The organism is Stenotrophomonas sp. YJH_SMC_19 (genome assembly GCF_059367915.1).
Genome location: NZ_JCAFRI010000029.1, coordinates 1 through 15,948 on the forward strand (window position 1 = coordinate 1; position 15,948 = coordinate 15,948).

Consider the following 15,948-nt stretch of genomic DNA (forward strand, 5'->3'; position numbering starts at 1 on the left):
CGCGCTCGCCCATCGTTGATCGGCAGTGCCGGCCGCTGGCCGGCAACCACGGGACACTGGGAGTGCCGGCCAGCGGCCGGCACTACCTCATCCAAGCGCGTCGGCCCACCACAGTGCGGCCGGTCCGGGCGGCGTGTCGCGGCGCCACAGCAGGTCGCTGTGGATGCGCCGCGGCCACCCGGGCAGGGTCAGTTCCACCAGTTGCCCGCGGTCGTAGCGTTGCACCAGCGCGCGGGGCAGCTCGGCCCAGCCGATGCCGTCCTCGGCCATCTCCATCACCATCAGGTAGTCGGTGGCGGTCCAGGCCAGGCCGGTGACCACGCGGGACTGATCGACTTCCGCGCTCAGGCGCACCTGCCGATGCCGCGCCAGTTGTGCGGCGGCGCGACGCCCGGCGCTGGCCAGCGGATGGTCGCGCGCCACGTACACCGACAGTTCGCTGTGGTGGGCCAGCGGCCGGGCCATCAGGCCATCTGGATAGTGTTCCTGTCGCGGCAGCAGGCCCAGTGCGGCGCGGCCGCTTCCGACCAGCTCCAGCACGTCCTCACCCTCCGCATCCAGCCATTCCAGTTCGATCTCTGGGAACGCCTCGGAGAAGCGCTGCAGGATCCGCTGTTCGGGATCGAGCTGATAGACATCGGAGAACACCACGGTCAGTCGCGCTTCGACCGGTGCGGCCAGGCGCACGCTCAACTGTTGCAGGCGCGCATCGGCAGCCAGGATCTCCTGCGCGTGCCCCAGCACCTGGCGCCCGGCCTCGGTCAGCTGCGGGTAGCGCCCGCTGCGATCGAACAGACTCACGCCCAGGTCGGTTTCCAGGTGGGCAATGGCGGTACTGACTGTCGACTGGGTCTTGCGCAGGCGTCGCGCCGCAGCCGAGAACGAGCCCAGCGCCGCGGCTTCCACGAAGGCCTGCAGGGATTCAGGGGAGTAGGGCATATATCCATCGCTCCTGTCGATGGAATCCATTTTGATTCCACCGTAAAAGGCGATGATACTGGCCGCCGTCGCCCCTGTCTGCGGGGCGTTCCGGACCCTCCACGCTCGGCGTGGATCCATTGATGAGGCGGAGTGGTCCCCGCCCTGCAAGGAGCTTCACATGTCCCGTACTGTTCCCGCCCGTGGCGCGCTGGTCGCCTGGGCCTGCCTGACCGTGGCGATCGTCGCCGAAGTGGTCGGCACGTCGTTCATGGCCCACGCCGCCCGCGATGGCGGCTGGACCGGCTATCTGGTCATGGCCGGCGCGCTGGCGCTGTCCTACTTCTTCCTGGCGCAGTCGGTGCGCCGCATCGCGGTGGGCGTGGCCTACGCGGTATGGGAAGGACTGGGCCTGACCCTGCTGACCGTGGTCGGCCTCACCGTCTTCGGTGAAAGCCTGTCGCTGCAGCAGCTGGCCGGCCTGGTGCTGGCGGTGGTCGGCATCGTCTGCGTCACTCTCGGGGAGGCGCACTGATGAATACCCTGGCCCTGTTTTTCGTGATCTGTTCGGCGCTGATCGACGTCGCCGCCAACATGATGGTGGCCAAGTCGGAGGGCTTCCGCCGCTGGCGCTGGGGCGTTGGAGCCATCGTCATGGTCTGGATTGCCTTTGCCCTGCTGGGCCAGGCCGTGCGTTACATGGACCTGGCCACCGCCTATGCGATGTGGGGGGCAATCGGCGTGATCGGTACCGCCACCTGCGGACGCCTGCTGTTCGGCAATCGCCTGCGTCCGATCGGTTGGGTCGGCATCGCATTGGTGACCGTCGCGGTACTGCTGCTGAGTACCGCGAAGTAACGCGTCGCCGTGCCAACCAGGGTTGGCATCTACCGGTGCGGAAGCGCTGTGCCAACCAAGGTTGGCACCTGCCAGAGCGTGAGCGCCGCAGGCAAGCGCCCCGGAGGACCCCTCCGGGGCGTTGCTGTTTCTGCAGCAGTTAGAACCGTGCGGTGAAGTTCAGCCGCGTGGTGCGGCCCGGGCCCGGCATCAGGCTCATCGCCAGCGTGTCCATGTAGTAGGTGTTGCGCAGGTTGCTGACCACCAGTTCCACTTCGGCCTTCGGGGTGAACTGCCAGCGCGCATAGAAGTCATAGATCGCGGTCGGCAGGTAGATGTTCTGCAGGCCGGTGGAGCCGGTGGTGTTCCAGGGCTTGTCCAGTTCATGGGTGGGGCCGCTGTTGTAGGTGCGGCGGATGCCGGTATCCAGTCGCTTATCGAACAGGCGGACGCCCAGCGTGCTGTGGATCGAGTACTTCGGCGGGTTCTGCGCGTTGACGAACGAGGTGCCGAAGCCGCCGTCCACGCAGTCCGGTGTGGTGTCCAGCTTGCTCCACTTCGCATACGGATCTTCGCGCAGGCGCTTGGCAGTGGCCGCATCGCAGGTACGCGCGCGCTGGTAATAGCTGGCCGACAGGTCCAGGTAGGCGATGCCGGCGTCATAGCCGGACTGCAGCTCGTAGCCCGACACCGTGTAGTTGTCGACATTGTCGACGTAAAAGGCCCAGTTGCTGGAATCGAAGCGACGGGTGATGGCGTTGTCGATATCGTTCTTGAACCAGGCCACCTTGAACGCCAGGCGATCACCGTCACGCCACAGGTCCTGCTTGAGCAGGCTGAAGCCGATGTCCCAGGAGCGGTTCTTTTCCGGCTTCAGGTCGGCCACCGGCGCCGAGGTGCTGTTGCCCAGCGTTGATTCGAACAGGCTGGGCATCTTCCAGCCTTGCGCGTACTTCACGTAGAAGAACATGTCCGCGTCGAGGTTGAAGCGGGCTTCGGCATACGGCGCGAAGCCGTGGCCGGAGCGGCGGATCGCCGGCTTGTAGCCCCAGGCGGTGGGAATCTGCTTGGTATGGAAGCCGTTGGCACCGCGCGGGTCACGGATGAAGCCGTCGAAATCGTAGGTCTGGCCCAGCGTGCTGTCGCCATAGGGCGTGGCGCGCAGCGAGTCATACGTGTAGTTGCCCTGTGCATCCGGGTACCACTCCTTGTACCAGCCCGGCAGCAGCTGGCCACCCTTGCTCAGGCGCGCGAAGGTGTAGCGCAGGTCGCGCGATTCACTGACGAAGGCCACGCGGTTGCGGTCGCGGGTGCGGTAGTCGATGAAGCGGCCGCCGGCCGTCAGCGACAGCCAGTCCCACGGCTGCCATTGCAACGACGCCACCACGCTGGCCTCGCGGCGCGTGCCCGATCGCAGGTAACGGTTGTTGTTGTAGTCCACCGGCAGTACCGGCGAGTTGGGTGCGGTGTCTTCATGCTGGAAGGACGCGCCATAGCGCAGCGTCCAGTCGCCCAGATCATTGCTGAAACGCGTGGTGTTGCTGCTGTCCAGGCCCCAACGCCGGGTCTTCACGTCCGACTGCAGCCCAGGGCCGTAGGTCTCGCCCAGCGTGTCGGGCATCTGGTCGTTGGGCACGTCCTTGAACAGCGGCGTGTTGGCGATATTGCTGTTGAACATGCGGCTGGTGGCCGTGGTGAACCACAGCGTGCTGTTCAGGTCCAGCCACGGGTGCGCCTCGGGGCGGTAACGATGGCGCAGCGAAGTGGCGTTGACCCGCATCTTCCCGGGCTCGAACTGGAACATGGTGTTGGCCTTGTCCACGTAGGTCACCCATTCGTTGGACTCACCCACGCGGCCGATCGCCGACGGCATGATTTCGCCGAAGCTGGAGTTGAAGAAGCGGTGGCTCAGCTCCAGGCGCTGGTCGGGGTTGGGTGCCCAGGTGAGTTTCAGCAACGCCGATTCGTTGTCGGTGTGCGTGTTCAGGACTTCATCGCCCGGGTGGTACAGCTTGGAAACGGCCTGGCTGGACATGCCGGTACCGCCGCTGGACAGGTGCTGGTCGTCGTAGCGGTCGGCGCCGCTGCTGCCGGCGAAGTAGTTGCCCTGGCGGCGCCGTGCGTAGGCTGCGACAAGCTGCCAGTCTTCGCCGCGCTGGGCGAAGGCGACGCTGCCGTTCCAGTCGCGCGGGTCGCGCAGGCTGTTGCGGTTGTCGCTGCCGCGCGCGATCTGCTTGAAGGTACGGGTGCGGTCGATGCTGTTGTCGGCCACGCCGCCACGCACGCGCAGGCCCCAGTCCTGGCCGTCGTCGAGGATGTCCTCGGCCTTCAGCGTTTCCATGTAGACCACGCCACCGATCGCGCTGGCGGCATTGGCGGCCAGGCTCGGCCCTTTCTCGATGCTGATCGCGCTGATCAGGTCCGGGTCCAGGTAGCTGCGCTGCTGCACGCCGGCATAGCCGCGGTACACGTCGATGGCCTGCTGGCCACCATCAATGATCACCGGCACCCGGTTCTGGCCCTGCAGGCCGCGGATGTTGACGTCCAGCGCGCCGCCATTGCGTACGTCTCCGGTGTGCACGCCGACTGCGCCGGCCAGTACATCGCCGATCGACTGGCCGCGGAAGCGTTCCAGCTGCTGGTGGTCCAGGTGCACGCGCGAGCCGCTGTCACGGTAGACAGCATCGGCATCGGCAAGCCCCCACGGCGAAGCACCTTCGCTGGCCTGGCCGGCCACGCGCAGGGTGCCGATCTGGCGTACGTCGGCGTCGGTGGCCGGGGCGGCCTGCAGCACCACGCCGCTGGCATCACGCTGGAACGAACGGCCGGTGCCGGTGAGCAGCTGTGCCAGCGCGGCCTCGGTGTTGAGCGAGGCCTGCACGCCACCGCTGTGCCGGCCGCGGGTCAGGCGCGCATCGGCAGCGATGGACAGGCCGGACTGCTGACCGAACGCGGTCAAGGCCTGGTCAAGCGGACCGGCCGGGATCTGCCAGCGAACGGCGGAGGCAGCATTCTGTGCGTGGGCGGCGGCCGGCAACAGGCACGGCGTGGCCAGGGCCAGGCACAGCGCGATGGCAAGCGGGCGAGGGGAAGGGCAGGGTAGTTTCATGGGGGCGGCGACATCCGCAATGGGTTCCCTTGTAGTGCCCGCCGAGCGCGCAGAAAGGGAACCGCGATTTCAACGCGGACGCACAACGGTCCACCATGGCCAGCGCTGCTCGATGCGGATCGGCAGGGCGCGCGCCAGCAGTTTCAGGGCCTGCAGGCTGTCCAGGCGCGGCAATACCGCGGTGACATTCAATGCGGACAGTGCCGGATCACAGCCCAGATAGCCCCGATGGTGACGGGCCAGTTCGTCGATCACCCGGATCAGTCGCGTGTCCTGCACCTGCAGGCGTCCGCCCTGCCAGTCGCCGCGCAGAGGATCGGCAGCGACCGTTGTGAGTCCCCCCATCGGTCCGATCTGCAGCGCACTTCCCGCAGGCACATCCAGCGCCGCGCCGAACATCGGCAGGCACCGCACCACGCCTTCGAACACGTCCAAGCGGCTGTGCTGGGCTTCGCGGCCGACCGCGAAGCGGGTGCCGATCGGCTGCAGGCGCGCGCCGGGTACATGCACGCTCAGGGGCAGGCCGACGAATGCGGGGTGGTGGCCGGTCTGCAGCAGCAGTTCGCCGCGCAGCAGATGCAGGGCGCGGTTGCCGTTGCCGATGTCGACGGTCACTTCGCTGCCGGCGTTGAGCCACAACTGGCTGCCATCGGCCAGCGTCCAATGACCGGTGCGCCCGGCAGCGGTGCGTTGCGTCTGCAGGTGGCGCTGCGCCTGCAGCCCGTGCAGGCCGAGAAGCGAGACCGCACCGATGCCGAGCGCGCCGCCGAGACTGCGAAGTGCGCGGCGGCGGCGATGGCCGGCGGCATCGAGCGCCGTTGCTGCCGCCGGTGCCGACAGCGGTGCGAACGACTGCCAGACCGCCTCGACCCGGCGCCAGGCGTCGGCGTGACCGGCGTCGGCCTGCAGCCACGCATGCCAGTGTTGCTGGTCGTCGTCGCTCCAGCCCTGTTGGCGCAGCGCGAACCACTCTGCCGCCTGCTCCAGCGCCGGGCCGGCCACTGCCGCGCTCATGCCGCCGCGTCGCCGGACAGGCGCAGGCAATGCAGCATCGCCTGCGCCATGTACTTCTTGACCATGCGCTCGGACACGCCCAGCTGTTGGCCGATCTCCGCATAGCCCAGTCCGGACAGCCGGGCCAGCAGGAAGGCACGCCGTGGCCGCTCGGCCAGGCCGGACAGCATGTCAGCGATGGCATGCAGGAGCTGCAGCGCCTGCGTGCGCTCCTCCGCAGAGGGATGCACCGGCTCCGGTTGTGCGGCCAGCGCGGTCAGATAGGCGCGCTCCAGGTCCGCGCGCTGCCAGTGATTGACCAGCAGCGCGTGCGCGATGGTGCTGAGATAGGCGCGGGGCAGGCGCAGTTCGGACGGATCGACGCGCCGGCTGAGCAGGCGCAGGAAGGTGTCCTGGGTCAGGTCGGCGGCGCAGTCGGCGTTGTGGGTGCGGCGGCGCAGCCAGCCCAGCAGCCAGCCATGGTGTTCGCGGTAGAACCCCGCCAGCGCGGTGCTGGAGGCGGCGGGCACGGCCATCGGCACGGGTCATTAATGAGAATGATTCCCATTATAGGGCGATCGGGCGGCGCACGACAAATCCTGCGCATGCCGCAGCAGGAGAGATCGCCGGATTTGCGATGCCCGGCGTGCTCGCCGACACTGCGGCTTTCCACAAGGAGTGCCCGCATGTTCAGCCACATCACCGTAGGAACGAACGACATGGATGCCGCGCGCCGCTTCTACGATGCCCTGTTCGCCGCGATGGGGGCACGTCCGGGTGTGTTCGACGAAAAGGGTCGGCTGCTGTACTTCAAGGATGGGCGGATGTTCGGCGTCACCGCGCCCATCGATGGGCAGCCTGCATGCCATGCCAACGGCGGCACCATTGGTTTCACCCTCGACAGTGCCGAGGCCGTGCGCGGTTGGCAGGATGCTGGCGTGGCCCATGGCGGTACGGCCATCGAAGACCCGGCTGGCATCCGCAGCATGGCCGGGCGCCAGCTGTTCCTGGCCTACCTGCGCGACCCGGACGGCAACAAGCTGTGCGCGGTGCATGTGGTGCATGTGATGTCGTGATTGGACAGTGCGCGCGTGGCCGCGATGCACGCGGTCCGCGCGCGGCTGCGCTCGCAGATATGCTTCGGCGCGCGCGTGATAGCACGGAATGGCGGGCCGGGCCTGTGACCACAGGCCGCAACTTCATGCTCTGTCCACTGCGGTTCAGCCAGAATTGGTCGGCTAACCCTTTGATCTACCGGAGAACGCCGCCCCATGGAAGTACTGGAGCCGCAACAATCCCCGGTGCGCACCCTTCGGCCTGTGTTCGCCTTCGCGGCGATCGTTGTCGTGGCGTTCGCGCTGTTCGTCAGCCTGTTCCCGCTTGGTGCGGGCCGCCTTCTGCTGAAGGCACAGGACTGGGCCGCACTCAATGTCGGCTGGTATTACCTGCTGGCGATGACCCTCTACCTGGTGTTCGTGGTCGGCGTGGCGCTGTCCAAGTACGGTGGCATCAAGCTCGGCGCCGACCATGACGAGCCGGAGTTCAGCTACCTTTCCTGGGCCGGCATGCTGTTCGCTGCCGGCATCAGCATCACCCTGTTCTTCTTCTGCGTTTCCGAACCGCTGACCCACTACCTGCAGCCGCCGCAGGGCGATCCGGCCGCGGGCGAGGCCGGCGCGCGCCAGGCCATGCAGCTGCTGTTCCTGCACTGGGGCCTGCACGGCTGGGGTGTGTTCGCGCTGGCGGCGATGGCCATGGCCTACTTCGCCTACCGCCACAACCTGCCGCTGGCGCTGCGTTCGGCGCTGTACCCGTTGATCGGCAAGCGCATCAATGGCCCGATCGGCTACACCGTGGACGCGCTGGGCATTGTCGCTACCGTGTTCGGCATCGGTGCCGACATGGGCTTCGGGGTGCTGCACCTGAATGCCGGCCTTGCGCACCTGTTCAACATCCCGCATTCCAACCTGGTGCAGATCATCCTGGTGGTCAGCATGATGGGCGCGGCGGTGGCCGTGGCCGTCTCCGGCGTGGAGAAGGGCGTGCGCTGGATGGCCAACATCAACATGCTGCTGGCGATCGCGCTGGTGCTGTTCATGCTGTTTGCCGGGCCGACGCAGTACCTGTTCAGCACGCTGATGCAGAACCTGGGCGACTACCTGGGCAGCGTGGTCGGCAAGAGTTTTGATGTGTACGCCTATGGCGGCCGACCGGAATGGCTGGGCGGCTGGACGGTGTTCTACTGGGCATGGTGGATCGGCTGGGCACCGTTCGTGGGCTTGTTCATCGCACGCATCTCACGGGGCCGCACCATCCGCGAATTCGTGTTCGGCGTGCTGCTGATCCCGCTGGGCTTCACCCTGGCCTGGCTGTCGATCTTCGGCAACAGCGCGCTGGACCAGGTGCTGCACCACGGCCAGCAGCAGTTGGCACAGCTGGCGGTGGATGATCCACCGACGGTGCTCTACGCGTTGTTGGATGGCTACCCGTGGAGCCGCACGGTGATCGCGGTGACGGTGCTGGTCAGCTTCATTTTCTTTGTGACCTCGGCCGACTCGGGGGCGGTGGTGTTGTCCACGCTGTCCTCGCATGGCGGTGCACCGGAGGATGATGGTCCGCGTTGGCTGCGTGTGTTCTGGGGCACGGTGATCGCCGTACTGACCGCCGGGCTGCTGCTGGCTGGGAGCATCGATGCGCTCAAATCTGCGGTGGTGCTGGCGTCGCTGCCGTTCTCGGCGGTGCTGCTGCTGATGATGTGGGGGCTGACCCGCGCCTTCAGTGACGAATCGCACCGCAAGCGCGCGCTGCAGTACCGGCCCTCGCCGCTGATCGGCGACGACCGCCACCACCAGGGCTGGCGCCAGCGCCTGAGCCAGGCCATGCATTTCCCGGTGCGCGACCAGGTCTACCGCTTCATGGACGACACGGTGAAGCCAGCGATGGAAGCGGTGGCCGAACAGCTGCGCGGGCAGGGTTGGGATGTATCCACCCGCTTCGAGGCCGGCGACATGGAGCTGACGGTCAATCACGGCGAGCAGCAGGACTTCCTGTACCGAGTGATCCTGAGCGGCTACCTGACCCCGTCGTTCGCCGCCCAGCAGCTGCGCAACCAGCGCTACTACCGCGCTGAAGTGCATCTGTTCGAAGGCAGCCAGGACTACGACCTGGTGGGCTACAGCCGCAAGCAGATCATCAACGACATCATCAGCCAGTACGAACGGCACCTGCAGTTCCTGCACCTGAGCCGGTGATGCGGTGGGTGCGGACCGTTGGTCCGCACACCCCTGCAGAGCCGAGCCCATGCTCGGCTCTGCAGGTGGCCCATCAGAACCGGTAGCGCGCCCCCAGCGAAACGAACTGCCCGCGCAGGTTGTACTGGCTGATGTCGAAACCATTGGAGCCACCGGCCGGGTCGAACGGCGGGTCCTTGTCGGTCAGGTTCAGCACCGACAGCGACAGCGTGGTGTTGGGAATCCCTTCGTACGCCACGTACAGGTCCAGCTGGTGATACGGCTTGATGCGATCACGCAGGCCGGGGTTGCTGGTCGCTGTCGCCACGCGCTGGTCATAGCCGCTCACGTACTGCAGGCTCAGCGTGCTGCTCCAGTCGCCCACTGCCCAGTTCAGCGACGTAGTGCCGCGGGTGCGCGGCAGTGCGCCGTGGCGGTTGTTGCCGGCCCCTTCATACGGTGCCTGACCGGCCACCAGCGGCTGCTTGAAGCTGAGCAGATGGGTCCAGCTGCCGGCCACGGTGAAGTTGCCCCAGCCTTCGGTGCGGAAGGTGCGGTTGGCTTCCAGGTCCAGGCCCGAGGTGGTCAGTTCGCCCTGGTTGGCATACTGGTTGGTGATGAACTGGATGCGTCCCTGTGCATCACGCTGCACGCGGCCGGGGAACAGCGTCGGGTTGTCGACGATGAACTGCGCGCTGTCCGGCTTGACCAGGTTGTCCTGCTCGATGCGGTACCAGTCCAGGCCGATGCTGGTATCGCCATCGGGCGACCACACCGCGCCCACGTTGAAGTTGCGCGAGCGTTCGGCCTTCAGGTCCGGATTGCCGGTGCGGATGTTGGTCACGCCACGGCTGCCACCGGGCTGCAACGGATCCAGCGGATCGATCACCGAGCCATAGCTGACGGTCTGGCCCGGCGCGATCTCCGGCAGCGAAGGCGCGCGGAAGCCACGCGAGAACGAACCACGCAGCAGCAAGCTGTCCAGCGGCTGCCAGCGCAGCGCCACCTTCGGCGAGAACGCGTTGCCGAAGTCGTCATAGTGGTCGCCACGACCGGCCACCTGCAGCTCCAGCGTGCGGTGCAGCGGCACGCTCAGTTCGGCGTAGGCGGCGCTGACCTGGCGCTCGCCGTTGACCACGTTGATGGCCGGGCGCAGCTCGGTGCCCGACAGCACCTGCGCACTGGTGCGCGCGTCCAGTGATTCCTTGCGGAACTCGGCACCCCAGGCGAAGCCGACCGCACCGGCCGGTAGCTCCCACAGCGAGGTCGAGGCCTTCACGTTCAACGAATGCAGCTTGTACCAGCCCGGACGCTTGGTCTGCAGGCGCAGTGCATCCAGCGCCCCCGGCGTGCTGGACGGGTTGAGGAAGTTGTAGTTGCCATCGCGCAGGATCTGCTCGAACGCGTAGCGGTTGACGAAGTTGTCGACGTATTCGCGCTGCGAGCTTTGCGAGGTCAGCGCCGCCACTTCCCAGTCCCATCGCTCGCCGCTGCCACGCACGCCGGCCAAGGCGCGGTAGAACACCTGCGTGTTGTCCTTCAGGCGCGGGCCGAGGTCGAAGAAGGTGTACTCGAACGGCAGTGGCGTGCTGCCCGGATTGTTCGGGTGGCCGACCGGCAGCACCGCCGGCACGTCGATCAGGGTGCCGGTGGCCGGGTTGTACGCGCGCAGGCCGGGGCCGACGGTCAGCGGCGCGCTGAAGATCTGGTCGGCCTTGTTGTGGCTGTACAGCACATCGGCGAACGCTTCGACGCTGTCATTGAAACGGTAGGTCGCGCTCAACGACGCCTGCAGGCGCTCGGCGCCGGGCTGCAGGGTCTTGAACGGCTGCGCGTTGAAGGCGCAGGCCTGGCCGGGCAGGGTGCTGCCGAAATCGCTGTACGGGCGCAGCTGGCTGCCATCCGGGCAGTTGGCGAACGGTTGCGGTGCGCGCGGGTTGGACAGCCAGTTGCCACCGGCGGTGGACCAACCGGCCAGGCGACCGCCGGGCTTGTCGCGGAAATCGCCGCTGCGGGTGTAGGCACGCTGGTCGGCGTCGAGGCGATCACGCTTGAGCAGGTCCAGCCCGAACAGCACGTTCCAGCCCTGCTGTTCGAGGTCACCGAAGCCAGCCAGCAGGTTGGCCTTGCGCTCGTTCAGGCCGCCATGGGTGGCGGTACCGAAGCCGCCGCCGACTTCCACGCCCTGGAAGTTCTTTCGCAGGATGATATTGATGACGCCGGCGATGGCATCGGAACCGTACACCGCCGAGGCGCCATCCTTCAGCACTTCGATGCGTTCCACTGCGCTGATCGGCAGCGCGTTGAGGTCGACGAAGGTGTCCTCGGTGTTGAGCGCGAAACCGAAGTTGGAGACGCGGTAGCCGTTGACCAGCACCAGCGTGTTCTTCGGAGATAGGCCACGCAGGCCGATCGAGGCCGAGCCGGCGGCGAAGCTGCCGGTGTACTGTTCGTCGAAGCTGTTGCCGGCATTGGCCGACAGGTTGCGCAGCACGTCGGTGAGGGTGGAGCGGCCGGTCTGCTCGATCTGTTCGCGGCTGACGATCTGCACCGGGTTCGGCCCGGCGGTATCGCTGCGCTTGATGTTGGAGCCGGTCACCAGCACGGCGCCGAGGGTGGTGCTGTCCTTGCCGGTGTCGGCGGATTCAGCGGCGCCGGCTGCGCCGGCGGTGAGGCCCAGCGCGATCGCGCCGGCAAGCAGGTTCAGGGTGGTGCGGTACATGGAAGCGACAACGCCGAACGGGGGAGGAACCGTCAGTACCGCACGCAGGCACATGCGCCTTCCAATGACGAAAGCGCATTCAGTTATACATCACAGGTTCTTAACGAAAGTCGGTGCCTCCGTTGGAGCAGACCCACTCGGTGGGTGCGGCACCGATCTTTGGTGGGTGCGGACCGTTGGTCCGCACACCCTGCAGGGTCACAGCCCTTTCCCTGTGGAAAGAAGCCTCATCCCCCCGCGCTACGCGCGAGAGTCGACTGACAGTCGACTCTACCGGGACAGCGCCATACCGGGACAGCGCCATACCGGGACAGCGCCATTACCGGGGCAGCGCCATCCGCTGAGGCATCAAGGCCGCAGCAGCACCTTGCCGTTACGGCCCGAACCGGCGCCAGCCTTCGCTGCCTGGGCGATGTCGTCCAGTGCGAAGATCTGCTCCACCGGCAGGGTCAGTTCGCCGCTCGCCGCACGCTTCAGCAGTTCGCCGACCAGCCGGCGCTTGTCCTCCACCGCCATCGCCTGGCTGACCTTGCTGCCCCAGAAACCCTTCACCGTGGCTTCCTTGTAGATCAGGCCGCCGGCGGGAATGCGCATCGGTTCGCCGCTCATCACTCCGAACGACACCAGGGTGCCGTGGTGGCCGAGCAGGTCGACCAGGTCACCGCTGGCGTCGCCGCCGATGGAATCCACCGCGGCCGCGGCCTGTGCTTCGCCAGTCGCCTCACGCACGCGATCCTTCCAGCCTTCCAGCGAGGTGTCGAATACATGATCGATGCCCAGCGCCTGCAGCTGCGCGACCGCATCAGCATTGCGCGCCAGGTTGGCCACATGCACGCCACGCGCCCGCGCCAGCATCGCCAGCGACTTGCCCACCGCGCCGTTGGCGGTGTTCTGCACGATCCACTGGCCCGGCTCGACGTGCAGGAACTCCAGCAGCATCAGCGCGCTCAGCGGCATGGCAATCAGCTGCGCGGCCATTTCGTCCGGGATCGCCTCCGGCATCGGAATCACCATGCGTGCCGGCGCAATGAACGCTTCGGCCCAGGTGCCGTGCACCGAGGCGGCGGCCACCCGCTGGCCGATCTGCAGGCCGTCGACACCGTCGCCAAGTGCATCGACCACGCCCAGCGCTTCACTACCACCGATCGCCGGCAGGGTCGGCTTGTAGCCGTACAGGCCGCGCACGGTCAGCAGATCGTGGTTGTGGATCGAGGCCAGCACGGTGCGGATGCGCACCTCGCCGGGGCCGGGCTCGGGCAGCGGCGCATCGGCAATGGCAAGGACGTCGGCCGGATCGCCGAAGGAGGGGTACTGGGCAGCGCGCATGGGCGGTGTTCCGGGGAAAGTTGATGTTGTACCGAACTGGGGACGCAGGCGCTGTCGACAAGGCGCCGCAGGTGCAACACGGCATCCTGCGACTGATCGTCGCGACATGTGTTGATTACCGCATCTTGTGTTGACGAGTTCGAATATCCCCACTATGTTGTGGCCGTCACTCCCGGTCAGCCGCCGCCGCCGGACATGCAGCAAACGTCCCGCGGCCCGCCCCTGAGGCTTGCCGTGTCGACGCGGCCGCCATCGTGCGGACGCAGGTCGCCCCCACGGCCCGGATACCGGCCGCAGGCGCAGGCAGATGCCGACGACCTACGTTCCCGTGCCCTGGCAATCCACCCGTTCGCCCCGTGCGCCGGTATCGCGTTCAGGGCCGCCATGGCATCGACCGCCAACGCGCGCGCGAGCCTGGAGTTTCACCACCATGACCGACAGTACCTTCCGCGTGGCCGATCTGGCCGGCGCTGGCGACGCCTTGCGCGCCGGTGGCGAGCGTGTGCCGACCTGGATCACCAAGGAGGCCGGCAACCGCCGCCTGCCGTTCGAGGCCGAGCGCCTGCAGCGCAGCATCGACGCCGTGCATGCCGAGTTCCCGCAGCTGGACGTGAGCGACTACCGCCGCGTCGTGCAGTCGATGGTCGAGCGCAAGCCGAGCATCAGTGCCGATGACCTGGTCGATCTGCTGATCCGCGAGGCCGAGTCGCGGGTGGACCTGGTCGCACCCGAGTGGGAACAGTTTGCCGCGCGCATCTACCTGCGCCGCCTGTACAAGCGCGCCAGCCGCAACCGCTTCTACGACGTCGGCCTGAAGTACGGCTCGTATGTGGGCCTGCAGGAAAGCCTGGCCGACCGCGGGATCTACAGCAACGACATCCTGCGCTGCTATTCGAAGGAAGAGCTGCAGCAGGCCGGCGAGATGATCGATCCGGAACGCGACCGCCTGTTCGCCTACAACGGCCTGTACCTGCTGGCCACGCGCTATCTGGCCAGCGATCGCAGCCGCGAGGTCTACGAGCTGCCGCAGGAGCGTTGGCTGACCATCGCGCTGTACCTCATGCAGGAAGAAAAACCGCGTGAGCGGCGCATGCAGCTGGTCAGCGAGGCGTATTGGGCGCTGTCCAACCTGTACATGACGGTCGCCACACCGACGTTGGCCAATGCCGGCAAGGTGGGTGGGCAACTGTCCAGTTGCTTCATCGACACGGTGGACGACAGCCTGCAGGGCATCTATGACTCCAACACCGATATCGCCCGCGTGTCCAAGCATGGCGGCGGCGTTGGCGCCTACCTGGGCTATGTGCGCAGCAGTGGCGCACCGATCCGTGGCGTGGCCAATTCCTCTGGCGGCGTGGTGCCGTGGATCAAGCAGCTCAACAACACCGCGGTGTCGGTCGATCAGCTTGGCCAGCGCAAGGGTGCGGTGGCGGTGTACCTGGACATCTGGCACCGCGACATCGAAGCGTTCATGGACCTGCGCCTCAACAACGGCGACCAGCGCCTGCGCGCGCACGATGTGTTCACCTCGGTGTGCGTGCCCGACCTGTTCATGGAGGCGGTGGAGCGCCGCGCCGACTGGTACCTGTTCGACCCGCACGAGGTGAAGCAGGCCAAGGGCTGGTACCTGCAGGACTTCTACGACGAGACGCGCGGCGCGGGCAGCTTCCGCGACCGCTACGCCGAACTGGTGGCCGACGAGCGCATCAGCCGCCGCACGGTGAAGGCCATCGATCTGTTCAAGCGGATCATGCTCAGCCAGCTGGAGACCGGCAACCCGTTCCTGTTCTACCGCGACGAGGTCAACCGCCGGAACCCGAACAAGCACGCGGGCATGATCTATTCCAGCAACCTGTGCACCGAGATCCTGCAGAACATGAGCCCGACGCGGATGATCCAGGAGATCGTCAGCGGCGACCAGATCGTCACCACACGCCGTGCCGGCGATTTCGTGGTCTGCAACCTGTCCTCGATCAACCTCGGCCGGGCGATCAGCGCACCGGATGACCTGCTGGCCACCGATGTGCTGGAGCGCCTGATCCCGATCCAGGTGCGCATGCTCGACAACGTGATCGACCTCAATGCGTTGCCGGTGCCGCAGGCCACGATCACCAATCGCAAGTATCGCGCCATCGGCCTGGGCACGTTCGGTTGGCACCACCTGCTGGCGCAGCAGGCAATCCAATGGGAATCACCGGATGCCGAGGCGTTGGCCGACCGGCTCTACGAACGCATCAATTTCCTGACCATCCAGGCCAGCGCGCAGCTGGCGAAGGAGAAGGGCAGCTACCCGATGTTCGCGGGTAGTGACTGGCACAACGGGCGTTACTTCCGTGACCGCGACTACAGTGGCGCCGCGTGGGACAGCCTGGCCCACGAAGTGGCCACGCACGGCCTGCGCAACGGCTGGCTGCTGGCGGTGGCGCCGAATATGAGCACCGCGCAGATTGCAGGCTCCACGGCCTCGATCGACCCGATCTACAGCGCGTTCTACTACGAGGAAAAGAAGGACTTCCGGCGGCCGGTGGCGGCGCCGGGCCTGTCGCTGGAAACCTGGCCGTACTACGAGAAGGGTGCCTACAAGGTCGACCAGTTCGCCAGCGTGCGCCAGAACGCGCGCCGCCAGCGCCATGTCGACCAGTCGATCAGCTTCAACCTGTACGTGCCCAGCACCATCCGCGCCAGCACGTTGCTGGAGCTGCACCTGAGCGCCTGGCGCGAGGGCCTGAAGACCACCTACTACGTGCGCTCCAACGACATCGACATCAGCGAATGCGAGTGGTGCTCCAGCTGATCAATGGTAGTGCCGGCCG

General features: G+C 66.8%; 11 protein-coding genes. 5 read left to right on the plus strand and 6 right to left on the minus strand.

Annotation, left to right across the window (positions count from 1 at the left end; translation table 11 throughout):
* Positions 1-87: 87 nt before the first annotated feature.
* Entirely contained in the window at positions 88-939 is an 852-nt protein-coding gene (locus AC5P5R_RS20285; protein ID WP_049396525.1) for a LysR family transcriptional regulator, read from the minus strand.
* A gap of 160 nt (positions 940-1,099) precedes the next feature.
* Between AC5P5R_RS20285 and AC5P5R_RS20290 the strand changes: the two genes are divergently transcribed.
* Together AC5P5R_RS20290 and AC5P5R_RS20295 are read left to right on the plus strand one after the other, a co-directional pair.
* On the plus strand, positions 1,100-1,453 hold the full coding sequence (locus AC5P5R_RS20290; RefSeq protein ID WP_005409979.1) for an SMR family transporter: 354 nt from the start codon (positions 1,100-1,102) through the stop codon (positions 1,451-1,453).
* Positions 1,453-1,776, plus strand: coding sequence for a DMT family transporter (locus tag AC5P5R_RS20295; RefSeq protein WP_005409978.1), 324 nt, complete (start codon positions 1,453-1,455; stop codon positions 1,774-1,776). Before AC5P5R_RS20290 ends, AC5P5R_RS20295 begins: the two co-directional genes overlap by 1 nt.
* A gap of 139 nt (positions 1,777-1,915) precedes the next feature.
* Here AC5P5R_RS20295 and AC5P5R_RS20300 read toward each other — a convergent pair whose 3' ends face one another.
* The 3 genes from AC5P5R_RS20300 to AC5P5R_RS20310 all read right to left on the minus strand — a co-directional run bounded on the left by AC5P5R_RS20300 (position 1,916) and on the right by AC5P5R_RS20310 (position 6,393).
* A complete protein-coding gene (locus AC5P5R_RS20300; protein WP_164281597.1) occupies positions 1,916-4,864 on the minus strand; it encodes a TonB-dependent receptor in 2,949 nt (982 codons plus the stop codon).
* Positions 4,865-4,933: 69 nt separating this feature from the next.
* On the minus strand, positions 4,934-5,878 hold the full coding sequence (locus AC5P5R_RS20305; RefSeq protein WP_100438605.1) for a FecR family protein: 945 nt from the start codon (positions 5,876-5,878) through the stop codon (positions 4,934-4,936).
* Positions 5,875-6,393, minus strand: a complete 519-nt coding sequence (locus AC5P5R_RS20310; protein ID WP_005409975.1) for a sigma-70 family RNA polymerase sigma factor — start codon at positions 6,391-6,393, stop codon at positions 5,875-5,877. Before AC5P5R_RS20310 ends, AC5P5R_RS20305 begins: the two co-directional genes overlap by 4 nt.
* Positions 6,394-6,543: 150 nt before the next feature.
* Between AC5P5R_RS20310 and AC5P5R_RS20315 the strand changes: the two genes are divergently transcribed.
* Together AC5P5R_RS20315 and betT are read left to right on the plus strand one after the other, a co-directional pair.
* Complete coding sequence (locus tag AC5P5R_RS20315) at positions 6,544-6,933, plus strand: VOC family protein (RefSeq protein ID WP_005413725.1); 390 nt, start codon at positions 6,544-6,546, stop codon at positions 6,931-6,933.
* Positions 6,934-7,128: 195 nt separating this feature from the next.
* Positions 7,129-9,108: a choline BCCT transporter BetT gene (gene betT / locus AC5P5R_RS20320; protein ID WP_100438604.1), complete on the plus strand. Its 1,980-nt coding sequence runs from the start codon at positions 7,129-7,131 to the stop codon at positions 9,106-9,108.
* A gap of 73 nt (positions 9,109-9,181) precedes the next feature.
* On the opposite strand, the gene AC5P5R_RS20325 is transcribed toward betT, so the two are convergent.
* On the minus strand, positions 9,182-11,809 hold the full coding sequence (locus tag AC5P5R_RS20325) for a TonB-dependent receptor (protein WP_100438603.1): 2,628 nt from the start codon (positions 11,807-11,809) through the stop codon (positions 9,182-9,184).
* 348 nt (positions 11,810-12,157) lie between these two features.
* Entirely contained in the window at positions 12,158-13,135 is a 978-nt protein-coding gene (locus AC5P5R_RS20330) for a zinc-binding dehydrogenase (RefSeq protein WP_100438602.1), read from the minus strand.
* A 430-nt stretch (positions 13,136-13,565) separates the two neighbouring features.
* On the opposite strand from AC5P5R_RS20330, the gene AC5P5R_RS20335 reads away from it, so the two are divergent.
* The gene (locus tag AC5P5R_RS20335; protein ID WP_495226438.1) at positions 13,566-15,929 is read left to right on the plus strand and encodes a ribonucleoside-diphosphate reductase subunit alpha; all 2,364 of its coding nucleotides are present in this window, start codon (positions 13,566-13,568) and stop codon (positions 15,927-15,929) included.
* Positions 15,930-15,948: the final 19 nt, after the last annotated feature.

Excerpts from the sequence above, each read along its gene's own strand:
- AC5P5R_RS20325 (WP_100438603.1), bottom strand. The coding sequence starts at position 11,809 with ATGTACCGCACCACCCTGAACCTGCTTGCCGGCGCGATCGCGCTGGGC.
- AC5P5R_RS20315 (WP_005413725.1), top strand. The coding sequence starts at position 6,544 with ATGTTCAGCCACATCACCGTAGGAACGAACGACATGGATGCCGCGCGC.
- AC5P5R_RS20300 (WP_164281597.1), bottom strand. The coding sequence starts at position 4,864 with ATGAAACTACCCTGCCCTTCCCCTCGCCCGCTTGCCATCGCGCTGTGC.
- AC5P5R_RS20295 (WP_005409978.1), top strand. The coding sequence starts at position 1,453 with ATGAATACCCTGGCCCTGTTTTTCGTGATCTGTTCGGCGCTGATCGAC.
- AC5P5R_RS20305 (WP_100438605.1), bottom strand. The coding sequence starts at position 5,878 with ATGAGCGCGGCAGTGGCCGGCCCGGCGCTGGAGCAGGCGGCAGAGTGG.
- betT (WP_100438604.1), top strand. The coding sequence starts at position 7,129 with ATGGAAGTACTGGAGCCGCAACAATCCCCGGTGCGCACCCTTCGGCCT.
- AC5P5R_RS20335 (WP_495226438.1), top strand. The coding sequence starts at position 13,566 with ATGACCGACAGTACCTTCCGCGTGGCCGATCTGGCCGGCGCTGGCGAC.
- AC5P5R_RS20310 (WP_005409975.1), bottom strand. The coding sequence starts at position 6,393 with ATGGCCGTGCCCGCCGCCTCCAGCACCGCGCTGGCGGGGTTCTACCGC.
- AC5P5R_RS20290 (WP_005409979.1), top strand. The coding sequence starts at position 1,100 with ATGTCCCGTACTGTTCCCGCCCGTGGCGCGCTGGTCGCCTGGGCCTGC.
- AC5P5R_RS20285 (WP_049396525.1), bottom strand. The coding sequence starts at position 939 with ATGCCCTACTCCCCTGAATCCCTGCAGGCCTTCGTGGAAGCCGCGGCG.
- AC5P5R_RS20330 (WP_100438602.1), bottom strand. The coding sequence starts at position 13,135 with ATGCGCGCTGCCCAGTACCCCTCCTTCGGCGATCCGGCCGACGTCCTT.